Source organism: Gordonia otitidis NBRC 100426, from assembly GCF_000248075.1.
In the GTDB taxonomy this organism is placed as follows: Bacteria; Actinomycetota; Actinomycetes; order Mycobacteriales; family Mycobacteriaceae; genus Gordonia; species Gordonia otitidis.
The window spans coordinates 1-12,244 of sequence record NZ_BAFB01000052.1; the positions used below are offsets into that span (position 1 = coordinate 1).

Sequence of the window (12,244 nt, forward strand, 5' to 3'; positions counted from 1 at the left end):
CACTGGCCCTTCCTGTTCAACACACACCGGGGACGTTCTTCGAATACACGCAGCACGGACCCGACCTGTTGGCATTCGTCGTGCAACGCGCCATCGGCGAGGATCTGCAGCAGTTCGCGCAGCGAACCCTGTTCGGGCCGTTGGGGATCGATCAGCACGACTATTACTGGGCGCGTGATCGCTCCGGCCACACCTACGGATACGCGTTCTTGTTCATGCCACCTGTCGACTATTCGCGACTCGGGCTCCTCATGCTCAACGACGGCGTCTGGGGCGGCCAGCGGATCATCTCGTCCGATTACATCCGGCAAGCGCACACGCCGTCGTCGTCGAATCATTGCTACGGATATCTGTTCTGGGTCAACGACTCTCCGTGCACCGGCCCGTCCTTTCCGTCGCGTCAGACCATTTCCCAGGCGCCGCTGGCGGGGCTGCCGCGAGACGCCTACGCCATGGTCGGATTCCTGCAGCAGAACAACTTCATCGTGCCGAGCCTCGGGTTGCTGGTGAGCTGGACCGGGATTCTCGGCGACGTCTCGCCCGACCCCGGCACACTGCTGAGCGCGAGCCTCAACAGTGAGCTCTACCGCGAGTTCTTCCGCAAGCTCGTCGCAGCGTTCCGGACGCCCCGCATTCCCGACCCGGGACCGTACCGGCCGACCATGAACCTGGACTTCGATCCGGTGCAGTTCACGGACCCGAACATCGCATTGGGCGCGTTGGGTTTCGGGCCGTATGCGCCGTCGGACTGCACCGTCCTGCGATGCGGTTCCGCTCCACTGCGAGCACCACTCCAGGGCAACCCCGGGTGCTTCGCGATCACCTGTGTTCCGGGCCTACCGGAGTCACCCGGAAAGCGGTAGCCGCCGGCAGCACACAGTCATCTGGCACGGTGTAGTCCATGCAGGATCCGCAGCGCACCACACGGTCGACCGTGGGCCTGCTCGTCGGAGTCACGCTGGTGACCCCTATCGCCTCCGGCATGAGCTCACTCACGAAATCGGTTCATGGCTGGGACATGCCTCCCGCAGAAATGGCTGAGACCGAACGATCGCTGTCGGTCATCACTGCGATTCTGCTTGCGATGATCGCGATCTCGACGATCATTGCCGCGGTCGTCGCCGTGGCCCCCGTGGACGCGCTCGCGGTGGCGTGACGAGGCCGGTCAAGTCGTGGTGTCGCCGGTCTGGCTTGGCGAAGTACGGGAATTACCAGGGCACCGTCTGACCTCGACAGTCCAGGAACTGCAACCCGCCTGCTCCGGCCTGCACTTCCAGGACATCGGCTACTCCGCCGGTGCTCTCTTCGACGGTCAGCGCGGCGTCGGAGCCGCCCAGATCGGTCTTGACCCACCCCGGCGCGATCAAGAGCAGCGTGCGTGGGTCGTCAGAGTTCCTCGCCGCGAAACTCCGCATCAACTGGTTCAACGCCGACTTGCTCGCCCGGTAGATCTCCCAGCCCGTCACGCGCGTGTTGTTGGTGATACTGCCCTGCCCGGACGACATCACGCCGATGGTTCCGGACGATGGAACGAGGTCATGGAACCGTTCGACGAAGCGCATGGGGCTCAGTGCATTGGTGACCATCACGCGATCGAACGTCTCCGTCGAGACGTCGGCGACGGTCTCCCATCGGTCGTGCGTGATCCCTGCGTTCACAAAGATCAGATCAAAGGTGCTGTCGGACAACCGATCATGCAGCTCGGTCACCGAGGCGGCGTCGTTGATGTCGACGCTCTCCACCGTCACAGAGCCTCCCGACCCCGTGGCAAGTGCTTCCAACTCGCCGCCGGAGTGCCGGCTCGTCGCCGTCACCTGCCAGCCGCGTTCAGCGAGACGCGTGGTCAGGCCAAGGCCCAAGCCCCGTGATGCCCCGACGATCAGAGCCTTCTTGACTGCCATGCGTGTGTCCTCTCTATCCGAACCGCTCGGTCCTGATCCTGTCGGCGGGGTGACCCACGTGGAGCATCGTCCGCGCGCAATATTCGACGAAGCCGTTGGGTCCACAGATGTAGACCACCGGTTCACGCTCGGGCGCGATGGTCACTGCGGCGAGCTCGGCCGCGGTGACGCGTCCCGGCATGCGCACATCGTCCTGCTGCGCGACCCGCGTGTGAAAAACGCTGATGGGCAGCCGGTCGTGCGCGGCGAGTTGGTCGAGCTCTGCGGCGAAGTAGCGCCGCTCCGGACCGCGCAGCGAGTACACGAGGTTGAACGGCGTCGACGGTGCGGCCACCTCACGCTTGCGGATCATCGACATGAGCGGCACGATGCCCGACCCACCGCCGATCAGCTGCACCGGACTCGTGCTCGCGGGATTCCACGTGAACCATCTGCCATTCGGTCCGCTGATCTCGAGCGGCTCACCCACCTCGACGACGTCGACCAGATACGGCGATACCTCGCCGTCGTCCAGTTTCTCGACGGTCACTTCGACCGTGCGCGTCTCTCGCACGTCGGACAGCGAGTACGGGCGGGCCGTCGAGTACCCGTCCTCGGCAGTGAGCCGGATGTCGACGTGAGCTCCGGCGTCGGCGCTCATCGGTTCACTCAGCGCGAGGCGCAGCGATCGCGCGGTCGGCGTCTGCATCTCGGCGCCGACAACGGTCGTGATCTGCCAGTCCACAGCCGTCAGTCTCCCTGGGTCCATTCCCCTGGCGCGAGGCCCGACTGCCTCACGCGTACCGCTGCTCTCGCCAGGGATCGCCGTATATGTGGTAGCCGCGTTCCTCCCAGAATCCGGGCGTGTCACTCGGCATGAATCGAAGTCGGCGAACCCATTTCGCGCTCTTCCAGAAATAGAGATGAGGTACCAGCAGCCGGACCGGTCCTCCGTGTTCTGGCGCGAGGGGCTCACCGTCGAAGGTATCGGCGAGCCAGGCTTTGCCGCCGGTCAGGTCGTCGAGCGGGACGTTGGTGGTGTAGCCGCCGTAGCAGTGCGCCATCACAAAGTCGTCGGGTTGCCAGGGAAGAGTTGCCAGCAGATCGTCGAATGACACTCCACGCCAGCGCGTGTCGAACTTCGACCACCGCGTGACGCAGTGGATGTCGGTGGTGACGTCCTCGTGCGGCAGCGCGGTGAACTGCGGCCAGTCCAGACTGTGCGCACGATGATCAGACGACTGAATGGTCAAGCGCCACTTGTCGTGTGGCAGCGCAGGTGTGGGCTCGGCGGAGAGCACGGGAAAGTCGAGCGTCGAGTACTGCCCCGGTGGCAGCCGATCGGCCATCCGGTCACGGCGTCCGACGAACCCTCGGTTGACTATCGCCATGTCTGCAAGTGTAGATCTGCCGGCGCTTTGCGCAGGTCATGGGCGTATAGTCTGATTAAAAGCTGATGCGCACTCACAGCCGACGTAGACGCCTGGTCGTGTGTTTGTCACCGATGAATGCGGCGTGATCGCCGGTCAGGAGAAGTGCAGTGCTCGGTAACGCGGTTTTGGGTCCGACGCGTGTTCGTTTCACCAGCGATCGTGACGCTCGTGTTGCGGGCGCCTGGTATCCGTACACGGCCAATCTCGCCGGGGAGCTCAGCAGTCTCTCGGCGGCGGTGACGCCGCTCCTCGGGGAGATCACCTCGATTTCGGTGCACTGGCAGAGCTATCGTCGCTATCCTGGTCTCGACTCCGAGGACGCTCCGACGATCCCGCCGCTGATGACCATCTCCGCCACCGACCGTGACGCGACGCTCCTGGTGATCCCGTGTCGCACGTCGTCGTCGCTCGCGGCCATGCTGCTACGCCTCGCAAGTGACACCGAGTTACAAGGCGCCCACACGTACTCACTGGAGTGCAACAAGGGGCGACGCATCCTGTCCCTCGCCGAGCAGTACATGTCCGAACTCGACGACGACGCGGTTGTTCGCTGACGTCAGAAGGTACTCGGCGGATTGACCGTCGACTTGTCGACACGGGTGTCCGGGACGCCCCACTTGTCGAAGATCTTGGCGTAGTCGCCGGTCTCGATCAGCTTGTTGACCGCGTCCGTCAGCGGCTTGGCCAGACCTGAATCCTTGGCCGTGACGAATCCGACCGGCGTTGAACTGATCTCGCCGAGGAACTTGGTGCCGGGCACATGCTTCTCGTCGTACTTGAGGCTGAGTACCGGCCCGAAGTACAGGTCCACCTTGCCGTTTCCGAGTCCGAGGAAGATCGGTGCGGTGTCGTTGAAGTACTGCACGGTCCACGGCTTCTTACCGACCTTGGCGCAGTCGTCGACGTGTGAGCTGAGCAGGGTCTGGAAGGTCGAGCCGGGCGTCGTGGCGATCGAGTACCCACAAACGTCGGTGATGGTGTTCACCTTCTGCAGGTCGACGCGCGACGACCCGAGGAACCCCTGACCGTCGTTGAGGTAGGTGGAGAAGTCGAGTACTTTCTCACGCTCGGCCGTGACACCGAAGTTCGCTTGTCCGACTTGGTATTTACCGTTCTGCACGCCGGGAATGATCGAGGCGAACGTGCCGTACTGCACGTTCCAGTTGACTCCGAGGACTTTCCCTATGGCATTGCGTAGGTCGAGATCGAGGCCGACGTTCTTGTCGTCGACCACGCCGCCGTGCGGTAGTGACGACGTTCCCGGTGTCTGCGTGGTGCCGACCGTCAGCGTGCCGGCTGAACGCACACTCTCCGGCAGTTCCGCACTGAGTTTCTCGTCCTTGACGATACCGCTCGTGATGTCCTGCGTCGGAACGGCCGACGCCTCGGCGGAGCCTGTGGTGTCGTCGGACGAGCCGCAACCGGTCAGCGCGATGCCGCCGATCACCGCCATGGACGCCAGCAGGGTGACTATGCGTTGTGGGTGTTTCATCGGTGAATCCCCCGTAGTGAACGTGTGGTGTGGGCAGTGGTCCGGACGTACTGTCACAGGACCGCGGACAGAAAGGCTTTCGTGCGCTCGTGCTGCGGATCGTCGAGAATCTCTGTGGGCGGACCGGATTCGACGATGCGCCCGCCATTGAGGAAGATCGCCTGGTCGGCGACCTCACGCGCGAAGCCGATCTCGTGGGTGACGATCACCATGGTCATGCCGCGGCTTGCGAGATCGCGGATCACCGACAGCACTTCGCCGACGAGTTCGGGGTCCAGTGCGCTCGTCGGTTCGTCGAACAGCATCAGACGCGGTTTCAGCGCCAGCGCGCGAGCGATCGCGACACGTTGCTGTTGGCCACCCGACAGCTGCCGTGGGTAGGAGTCCTCTCGGCCCGCCATGCCGACACTCTCGAGCAGTTCACCCGCCCTCGCGACGGCGTCGCGACGCTGCACGCCCGAAGCCAATGGGCCCTCGATCACGTTCTGCAGCACCGTCATGTGCCCGAACAGGTTGAACTGCTGGAACACCATGCCGATGGTCGCGCGCTGTCGGGCGATCTCGCGGTGGGAGAGTTCGTGCAGCTTGCCGGGCGACGGCCGGTACCCGATGATCTCGCCGCCGACCTCGACGAAACCGCCGTCTGGCTTTTCGAGGTGGTTGATGCAGCGCAGCAGCGTCGACTTTCCCGAGCCAGACGGTCCGAGCAGAACCGTGACGGTGCCGGCCGGAACGTCGACGTCGATGCCGTCGAGGACCTTGTGTAGTCCGAAGCTCTTGCGTAGTCCGCGGATTCGGACGAGGGGTTGCTCGCCGGCGGATGCGTGGTCATCTCGGGAGCTCGCCGTCGAGGTGGTCATGCCGTCACCACAATCCTGCGGCTGCCGATACGTCCGAACAGTGGCAGGTTCTCGCGGACCGTCGTCCAGAATCTCTGTGGCGGGCGGCGATTGCCACGCGAATAGTGGCGTTCGACGAAGTACTGTCCGATTGACAGCACGCTCGTGACGATCACGTACCAGATCGTCGCGACCAGCAGCAGCGGCAGGATCAGGTAGTTCTGCTGGTAGATGAGTTGCGTCGAGTACAGGAGGTCCTGCACTGCGATCACGCTGACGATCGACGTCGCCTTGAGCAGTCCGATCAACAGGTTGCCCGACGCCGGCACGATCGCGGGCATGGCCTGCGGCAGGATGATCCGCCGGAAGATGCGGTATCGGCTCAGTCCCAACGCTTCTGCTGCCTCGGTCTGACCTCGGTCGACGGACAGGATGCCGCCGCGCACGATTTCGGCGGCGAACGCTGCGACGTCGATCGTCAAGGCGACGAAGGCGGCGAGCACCCCGGAGAAGAGGTGTGCCGTGTCGGCGGTGACGAACTCCGGCCCGAATGGAATACCTAGTGACAGTTGCGGATACAACGATGCCAGCTCGTACCAGAACAGAAGTTGGACCAGCGGCGGGATGGATCGTATGAGCCACACGTATCCCGCGCTCAGCGTCGACAGGATGGGGTTCGACGACAGCCGCATCACCGCCAGGACGATGCCCAAGGTGAACCCGCACACCATGACCGCCGCGGTCAGCCACAGCGTCAGTCCAAGGCCGCGCAGGATGGATCCGTGCAAGAAGTAGTGGCCGACCACATCCCACTGGAAGCGCGGGTTGGTAATCAGTGTGTGCACCAGCATCGCCGCAAGCACGAGGACGACAGCGCTGCTCACCCACTGGCCGGGCTTGCGCGCCGTGACCAGCTTGGCGGAGAGCAGCTCGGCGTCGTGCGGCTCGCTGGACAGCGACGCACACTGCGGCGCTGCGGACAGGTCTGCGGTCACGGGAATCGGTGTCGTCCTCGGATTGGTAAATGGTCGGCATGTCGATGGCGGGAGCGTCTATGACGAGAGCGGCGGCGCAGCTCTCATAACCGAAGCAACGGTAGTTCTGCTTCGACGGTTGTCCGAGAGTATGAATCTGCCGGATTCTTAGGGTCGCAAAGCAGGGTGGGAGATTGTTTCGGCCGTGCACTGCCACCGAGCGCCTACCGTAGTGTGCGACCGCCGACACCGAGGAGCCTGATGTCCGAGCTATTCGAGATCACCCGTCTGATCCACGCCGATGCAGCTGCGGTTTTCGCGCTGCTGACCTCGCCCGACGGCCATGTCGCCATCGATAGCTCAGGGATGTTGCAGAGCGCCGAAGGTGCGCCGGTCGGTGCGGTCGGCGACGAGTTCGTGGTCCACATGGATCGGGAGTCGCTCAACGATCTACCGATGGGCAAGTACGACGTACGGGTGATCATCACCGGTTTCGAGCAGGACCGGTGGATCGAGTGGACCATCATCGGCACCGTGAAACCGCCGCTCGATCATCGCTACGGCTACCGCCTTGAACCGACCGACGACGGCACGCTCGTCACCTCGTACTACGACTGGAGTCGCGTCACCGACGCGGACATCAAGGGCCGGTTCCCGATCATCCCGGAGGCCGGGCTACGCGCCACGCTGGGAATCTTGGCGCGGACAGTCGAGCAGCACCGAGAGAGGGGCATTCAGTCGTGACACCATGCATCACTTCAACGACGCGTCGTCGCCCATCACCGCACCCTCGCGGCGCGGATCTGCCCCGCCGAGCCAGCCGCCTTCGGATCGCTGCAAGGCGCTGAGTCCGCTGGACTGGTCCTCGACCGACACCTGCTCACGCCGCTCGCGCAGCCCCTTGACGAGCGGGTCGTCGGCGCCGTCGTTCGCGGTGTTGACGAGTGGGTGCTCGCCACCGACGTTCGACGTCGGGGTGTTGGCTGTTCCGAAGTCGATCATCGACACCGCCTGCTGCGGGTTGAGCTTCCAATCCAGCATTCCGACAAGGGTTTTGACGACGAACTGGATGATCACCGCTCCGCCGGGCGATCCGAGGGCCGCTGTCAAGGTGTCCGGGGAGCCGTTGGTGCCTGGCTGCATGACCAGGGTCGGCGCCATCGACGAGCGCGGTCGCTTACCAGGTGAGACGCGGTTCGCGAGGAGCTGCCCCGAGTCATCGCGTGGCTCAGCGGAGAAGTCGGTGAGCTGGTTGTTGAGGATGAAGCCGTCGACCATGTGGAAACTGCCGAATGCCGACTCGACGGTCGTGGTCATCGACGCCACGTTGCCGTACTTGTCGGCGACGGTGATGTGGCTGGTGCCGTGCTCTGTGCCGGTGTAGGTGCCAAGCGGAACCTCGCCGAGATCGCCGGGCTCTGCCTTACCGAGCGAGGTGTTCGGTTTGATCAGTGCCGCACGTTGTTTCAGGTACGTCGGGTCGAGCATCGTCGCAACGCCCTTCCCGGGTAGCGGGATGAAGTCGGGGTCGGCGATGTATTTGTCGCGGTCGGCGTAGGCGAGGCGCTCTGCTTCGTTGATCAGGTGTACCGCTTCGGGGTTGGGATGCCCTCCGTCGCGGTCGACGCCGGTCGGTGCCATCGACGGGATGTCGAAGTTGGAGAGGATTCCCATCGTCGCGGCAACGGTGATGCCGCCCGACGACGGCCCAGGCATCGCGACAATCCGGTGGCCGCGGTACTCGGTCGATACCGGTTCCCGACGCATCGCCTTGTAGTTCTTGAGGTCGTCGGCAGTCATCAGACTCGGCGTCATGTCGTTCGACGTCGAGCCGGCCTTGGCGACGATTGCGTCGGCGATGGGTCCCGAATACAGGGCTTGCGCGCCGTCGGTTGCCAACGCGCCCAGTGTCTTTGCGTAGTCGGGGTTGGTCAGTCGTGTGCCGGCCGCCTTCGGTGTGCCGTCGGGGTTGAGGAAGTACGAGCGCGCGTCGTCGTCGGCCTCGAGGTCGTTGGCGGATTCGGCGATCGCAGTCGCGAGGCGCGGCGAAATGTCGAAGCCGTTGTCAGAGAGGCTGACTGCGGGGTCGAAGAGATTCTTCCAGGCCGTGCGTCCGTGCTCGTTGTGGATCTCCTCGAGCATCCGCACCGCTCCCGGTACGCCGATGGAGCGGCCCGAGGCGCGTGCGGTCGGGATCGGTGCACGGTGGTCGGTCGGGCTGATGTAGCGCAAATAGTCCTCGGTGGCTGCAGCGGGAGCTGTCTCGCGGCCGTCGAACGCGGTCACTTTATGGGTGTTGGAGTCGTAGTAGAGCGCGAATGCGCCGCCGCCGACTCCCGACGACTGCGGCTCGACGAGTCCGAGCACCGTCTGCGCAGTCACCAAGGCGTCGGCTGCGGTCCCGCCGTCACGGAGGACCTCACACGCCGCCTTCGTGGCGAGCGGGTTCGCCGTCGCTGCGGCGTAGGTATGTGTCTGGACGGGCTGCATCCCGGTGCGGTATCCAGTCGCTGCCTCAGGTCGGGTCGAGATGTCGGCGGACGACTGCGCGGCGGCACTGGAGTCGATCTGCGTCCCGGTGTGCAGCTCGCCGCAGGTCATGCGGGCCTGCGTGTCGTCGGTCGACGACGAACAGGCGGTCAGGATCAGGGCCGGCGCGACGGCGAGTGCTGCGGCGCGGAGGAGCGTGCTTGCGTGCGGTGGACGGCGCATACGGGTTAAGGGTAGGGAAGACTGCGCGGGTATGTGTCGCAAAACGCGGGGGTCGCAACGGCTGAACTCACGGAGCGGACGGAAATTGCTGCGACTTGTCATGGTCCTCCCGTACGGTCCCGAGTATGCACACGGAGCAGCTTGATTCGCTCGTCGTTGCGGCCCAACGATATCCAAGTCTGGCCGGCGGCCATTTCTACGACGAAGTCATCGACGAGGTCCACCACCGCATCGTGATCAGCGGAAGCGTCGGCAAAGCCGATATCGGAGCCCTGCTGCTCTGGAAGCGAATCAATCTCAATACCCGCTGGACGATGGCGTTGAATCAAGAACCCGACCAACGCGTACGTGAGATAACCGGGGAGGCCATCAAACAAGCCGGCTCGGGTCCAATACTCGAGGGGGCCAGAATCGCGCGGACCACGCTACTTCCATTGCCCGGATGCTCTTCTGGTGCCGCCGTTGCATCCACCATCTTGACTGCGGCTTGGCCTGATCGCATGGCCGTTTACGATCGACGTGCCGCGGCAACGCTTAGGCACTTCGGTTACGAGTTCCGACGCGGCGTGTATTCGGAATACATGACGGCGGTATGCGCCCTCGCCGCTGAACTATCGAATCACACGGGCACGAACTGGCTACCCCGAGATGTCGATAAGGCGCTGTTCGAATGGCGCGGGTGATGTCGAGACACCAATCGGACATGACGTCGACGTTGGGGTACTGAACGGATCATGAGCAGCCACGTCATCTGCGCGGCTCCAGCGCCAACTGCCTGTGGTCGACGGGAATGACGATGTCGGCTCGACCCACCGGATGGACGAACAGCTCCAACATCGGATTCGGAGTGTCATCGAGAATCACGACGCGGCAGGTCTCCTCGGGTAATTCGTTGGCTCGGGAGAAGACGTCGTCGCGTGCGGTGTTCAGCAGGATCGCGATGCGTCCAGCGAGACCGCGCTGGTCATAACAGATTCCGGCTGGTTCACCGATTGTGTCTTCCGCCGCACAACCGGAGGAGTCGGCTCCCAATGCGTATCGATGATCAAGAGACCTCACGCTGCCTTCACGACCGGCACGGCGAGTAGACGCGACGTCATGTCGTCTACGTCGAGGCCACATCACTCTTCCTTACTCGGCAGCTTCCAGCCGAATGTTGCGGTCGGGGGCGCACTCTTCATGAACAACCGCGCTGGCCGTCCGCCGCCGACCCGAGTCTCCGGCACACCCAGTTCATCGACCTTTGGTTCCAGAAGCGGCTGCACGCGCCGGTTGAACGAGTCCCGCATCAGGCGTCGACCGAGGATCGCTTCATGCAGCTCACGCAGGTCCGACAGCGTGTACGGCTCGGGCAGCAGCCCGTCTGGGTCGGGACGATCTTCATAGCGTTCGCGAAGATTGTCAGTGGCAGATGCAATGATCTCGTCATGGTCGTAGAGCAACCTCTCCCCCGACGCGAGACGACCGTCGACGTCGAGCGGAGCGAGTTCTCCGACGACGTCCGTCAGCGCCGATGCGGGTTGCGCGACGGCATGCGCGATCGAGATCGTCCACCCGCGGGGATCTCGATCAGGATCGCAGAACACCGCGAGCAGATGCGGCCGGACGCGATCGGGTGAAAGTCCCAGCTTGAGTTCCAGTACCTCACGGACCGTCTCGTCGACAGTGTGCCGTTCTCGGATGAACCGTCCAGGAAGAGCAGCTTTTCCAGAGTCCGAATCGCGTTGCACGACAACGTTCAACTGACCGTCGACGACGGTCAACACCGCGATGTCGACGGCGACGTTCGGGCGTGGATAGCTCGCGAGGCGAGGTCGTGAGGTCGTAGCCACCCCTTGACACTATTCGCATTTTCACTCAAACTACTAATCGCACTTCCGCGCAAAGTCGCCTCGGTTCGTTACCCGGGCGGGAACAGGAGCAGGTCATGAAGTTCTCCACCGCCCTCGACGTCGACGTCGTCGCCCACGAATCCGCCGACGAAGTCTCCATTCTCATCGAACTGGAAGCACCCGAGGCGCCAACCACGGAACGGGCGCCCTCCGCTCTGCAGATCGTCTTGGACCGCAGCGGCTCGATGAGCGGTCCCCCGCTCGAGGGCGCAAAGAAGGCGCTCGCCGGAGTCATCAGTCGACTCGACCCGCACGACGTATTCGGTGTCGTGGCCTTCGACAACGAGGCCCAGGTTGCCGTGCCCGCCGGACTGCTGACCGACAAGGGGCGTGCCGCCGATCTCGTCGAATCAATTGACTCGGGTGGCTCCACCGACCTGTCGTCGGGTTACCTTCGTGGCCTGCAGGAACTACGCCGCGCTGCCAAGCAGGCCGGAATCAGCGGCGGCACAGTGCTTGTCATCAGCGACGGACACGTCAACAGCGGTATCAGCGGCGTCGACGAGTTCGCGTCCTTGACCACCAAGGCCGCCGCCGACGGCATCGTGACCTCGACGCTCGGCTACGGACGTGGCTACGACGAGACACTGCTCGCAGCAATTGCTCGGTCCGGCAACGGGAACCACGTGTTCGCCGACGACCCGGATGCCGCTGGTGCGGCGATCGGCGGCGAGGTTGACGGGTTGCTGTCGAAGGCCGTTCAGGCGGTGACACTGACCGTACGGTTCATCCCGCAGGTGCAGGTGAGTCTGTACAACGATCTTCCCGCACACCAGACTGCGGACGGTGAGGTGACGATCGAACTGGGCGACCTGTATGGCACCGAAGCGCGCAAGCTGCTGCTGAAGTTGGCCGTCGACGGGATGTCGGGGTTGGGTGTCGCGCAGATCGCCGAACTCGACCTGCGTTACGTCGAGTCGGCGACGCTCACCGAGCACACGGTGACGCTCCCGGTCACGGTGAACGTGGTGCCCGGTGATGAGGCGGATGGCCGGATCGCTGATCCGCGCGTGCAGTCGGAG

15 protein-coding genes are annotated in these 12,244 nt (G+C 64.0%); 6 read left to right on the forward strand and 9 right to left on the reverse strand.

Translation table 11 applies throughout. From position 1 onward, the window contains the following. Together GOOTI_RS05000 and GOOTI_RS05005 are read left to right on the forward strand one after the other, a co-directional pair. The coding region (locus GOOTI_RS05000) for a serine hydrolase domain-containing protein (RefSeq protein ID WP_007237481.1) at positions 1–863 on the forward strand (863 nt) is incomplete at its 5' end. Between the two features lie 38 nt (positions 864–901). After that, positions 902–1,156 carry a hypothetical protein gene (locus GOOTI_RS05005; RefSeq protein WP_007237482.1) on the forward strand — a complete coding sequence of 85 codons (255 nt, stop codon included), beginning with the start codon at positions 902–904 and terminating at the stop codon, positions 1,154–1,156. A gap of 52 nt (positions 1,157–1,208) precedes the next feature. Here the strand turns inward: GOOTI_RS05005 and GOOTI_RS05010 are convergent, their stop codons facing one another. The 3 genes from GOOTI_RS05010 to GOOTI_RS05020 form a co-directional block, all read right to left on the reverse strand. Continuing rightward, positions 1,209–1,901, reverse strand: coding sequence for an SDR family NAD(P)-dependent oxidoreductase (locus tag GOOTI_RS05010; RefSeq protein WP_007237483.1), 693 nt, complete (start codon positions 1,899–1,901; stop codon positions 1,209–1,211). Positions 1,902–1,914: 13 nt separating this feature from the next. Further along, positions 1,915–2,589, reverse strand: coding sequence for an FAD-binding oxidoreductase (locus tag GOOTI_RS05015; protein WP_085949771.1), 675 nt, complete (start codon positions 2,587–2,589; stop codon positions 1,915–1,917). An 85-nt stretch (positions 2,590–2,674) separates the two neighbouring features. After that, positions 2,675–3,271: a sulfite oxidase-like oxidoreductase gene (locus GOOTI_RS05020; RefSeq protein ID WP_007237485.1), complete on the reverse strand. Its 597-nt coding sequence runs from the start codon at positions 3,269–3,271 to the stop codon at positions 2,675–2,677. A 149-nt stretch (positions 3,272–3,420) separates the two neighbouring features. Between GOOTI_RS05020 and GOOTI_RS05025 the strand changes: the two genes are divergently transcribed. Further along, positions 3,421–3,867 carry a DUF5994 family protein gene (locus GOOTI_RS05025; protein WP_007237486.1) on the forward strand — a complete coding sequence of 149 codons (447 nt, stop codon included), beginning with the start codon at positions 3,421–3,423 and terminating at the stop codon, positions 3,865–3,867. A gap of 2 nt (positions 3,868–3,869) precedes the next feature. Here the strand turns inward: GOOTI_RS05025 and GOOTI_RS05030 are convergent, their stop codons facing one another. The 3 genes from GOOTI_RS05030 to GOOTI_RS05040 are packed head-to-tail and all read right to left on the reverse strand — an operon-like array spanning position 3,870 to position 6,639. Then, positions 3,870–4,805 carry a transporter substrate-binding domain-containing protein gene (locus GOOTI_RS05030; protein ID WP_007237487.1) on the reverse strand — a complete coding sequence of 312 codons (936 nt, stop codon included), beginning with the start codon at positions 4,803–4,805 and terminating at the stop codon, positions 3,870–3,872. Positions 4,806–4,858: 53 nt separating this feature from the next. Beyond that, the gene (locus tag GOOTI_RS05035; protein ID WP_007237488.1) at positions 4,859–5,665 is read right to left on the reverse strand and encodes an amino acid ABC transporter ATP-binding protein; all 807 of its coding nucleotides are present in this window, start codon (positions 5,663–5,665) and stop codon (positions 4,859–4,861) included. Beyond that, positions 5,662–6,639 (reverse strand): amino acid ABC transporter permease, encoded by a 978-nt coding sequence (locus GOOTI_RS05040; RefSeq protein WP_007237489.1) that lies wholly within the window; start codon positions 6,637–6,639, stop codon positions 5,662–5,664. The genes GOOTI_RS05035 and GOOTI_RS05040 overlap by 4 nt, the downstream gene beginning before the upstream one ends. A 240-nt stretch (positions 6,640–6,879) precedes the next feature. Between GOOTI_RS05040 and GOOTI_RS05045 the strand changes: the two genes are divergently transcribed. After that, positions 6,880–7,362 carry an SRPBCC family protein gene (locus GOOTI_RS05045; RefSeq protein WP_007237490.1) on the forward strand — a complete coding sequence of 161 codons (483 nt, stop codon included), beginning with the start codon at positions 6,880–6,882 and terminating at the stop codon, positions 7,360–7,362. A 9-nt stretch (positions 7,363–7,371) separates the two neighbouring features. On the opposite strand, the gene GOOTI_RS05050 is transcribed toward GOOTI_RS05045, so the two are convergent. Further along, the gene (locus GOOTI_RS05050; RefSeq protein ID WP_007237491.1) at positions 7,372–9,330 is read right to left on the reverse strand and encodes a gamma-glutamyltransferase family protein; all 1,959 of its coding nucleotides are present in this window, start codon (positions 9,328–9,330) and stop codon (positions 7,372–7,374) included. Positions 9,331–9,455: 125 nt separating this feature from the next. On the opposite strand from GOOTI_RS05050, the gene GOOTI_RS26375 reads away from it, so the two are divergent. Beyond that, on the forward strand, positions 9,456–10,013 hold the full coding sequence (locus tag GOOTI_RS26375; RefSeq protein ID WP_007237492.1) for a hypothetical protein: 558 nt from the start codon (positions 9,456–9,458) through the stop codon (positions 10,011–10,013). Positions 10,014–10,077: 64 nt separating this feature from the next. Here the strand turns inward: GOOTI_RS26375 and GOOTI_RS05060 are convergent, their stop codons facing one another. Continuing rightward, positions 10,078–10,389, reverse strand: coding sequence for a DUF7161 family protein (locus tag GOOTI_RS05060; protein ID WP_138985170.1), 312 nt, complete (start codon positions 10,387–10,389; stop codon positions 10,078–10,080). Between the two features lie 62 nt (positions 10,390–10,451). After that, positions 10,452–11,162, reverse strand: a complete 711-nt coding sequence (locus tag GOOTI_RS05065) for an NUDIX hydrolase (RefSeq protein WP_007237494.1) — start codon at positions 11,160–11,162, stop codon at positions 10,452–10,454. A 95-nt stretch (positions 11,163–11,257) separates the two neighbouring features. Here GOOTI_RS05065 and GOOTI_RS05070 point away from each other — a divergent pair. Then, the coding region (locus GOOTI_RS05070) for a vWA domain-containing protein (protein ID WP_007237495.1) at positions 11,258–12,244 on the forward strand (987 nt) is incomplete at its 3' end.

Coding starts and splice junctions, on each gene's coding strand:
- GOOTI_RS05005 (WP_007237482.1), top strand. CDS start 902: ATGCAGGATCCGCAGCGCACCACACGGTCGACCGTGGGCCTGCTCGTC.
- GOOTI_RS05010 (WP_007237483.1), bottom strand. CDS start 1,901: ATGGCAGTCAAGAAGGCTCTGATCGTCGGGGCATCACGGGGCTTGGGC.
- GOOTI_RS05015 (WP_085949771.1), bottom strand. CDS start 2,589: ATGCAGACGCCGACCGCGCGATCGCTGCGCCTCGCGCTGAGTGAACCG.
- GOOTI_RS05020 (WP_007237485.1), bottom strand. CDS start 3,271: ATGGCGATAGTCAACCGAGGGTTCGTCGGACGCCGTGACCGGATGGCC.
- GOOTI_RS05030 (WP_007237487.1), bottom strand. CDS start 4,805: ATGAAACACCCACAACGCATAGTCACCCTGCTGGCGTCCATGGCGGTG.
- GOOTI_RS05035 (WP_007237488.1), bottom strand. CDS start 5,665: ATGACCACCTCGACGGCGAGCTCCCGAGATGACCACGCATCCGCCGGC.
- GOOTI_RS05045 (WP_007237490.1), top strand. CDS start 6,880: ATGTCCGAGCTATTCGAGATCACCCGTCTGATCCACGCCGATGCAGCT.
- GOOTI_RS05050 (WP_007237491.1), bottom strand. CDS start 9,330: ATGCGCCGTCCACCGCACGCAAGCACGCTCCTCCGCGCCGCAGCACTC.
- GOOTI_RS26375 (WP_007237492.1), top strand. CDS start 9,456: ATGCACACGGAGCAGCTTGATTCGCTCGTCGTTGCGGCCCAACGATAT.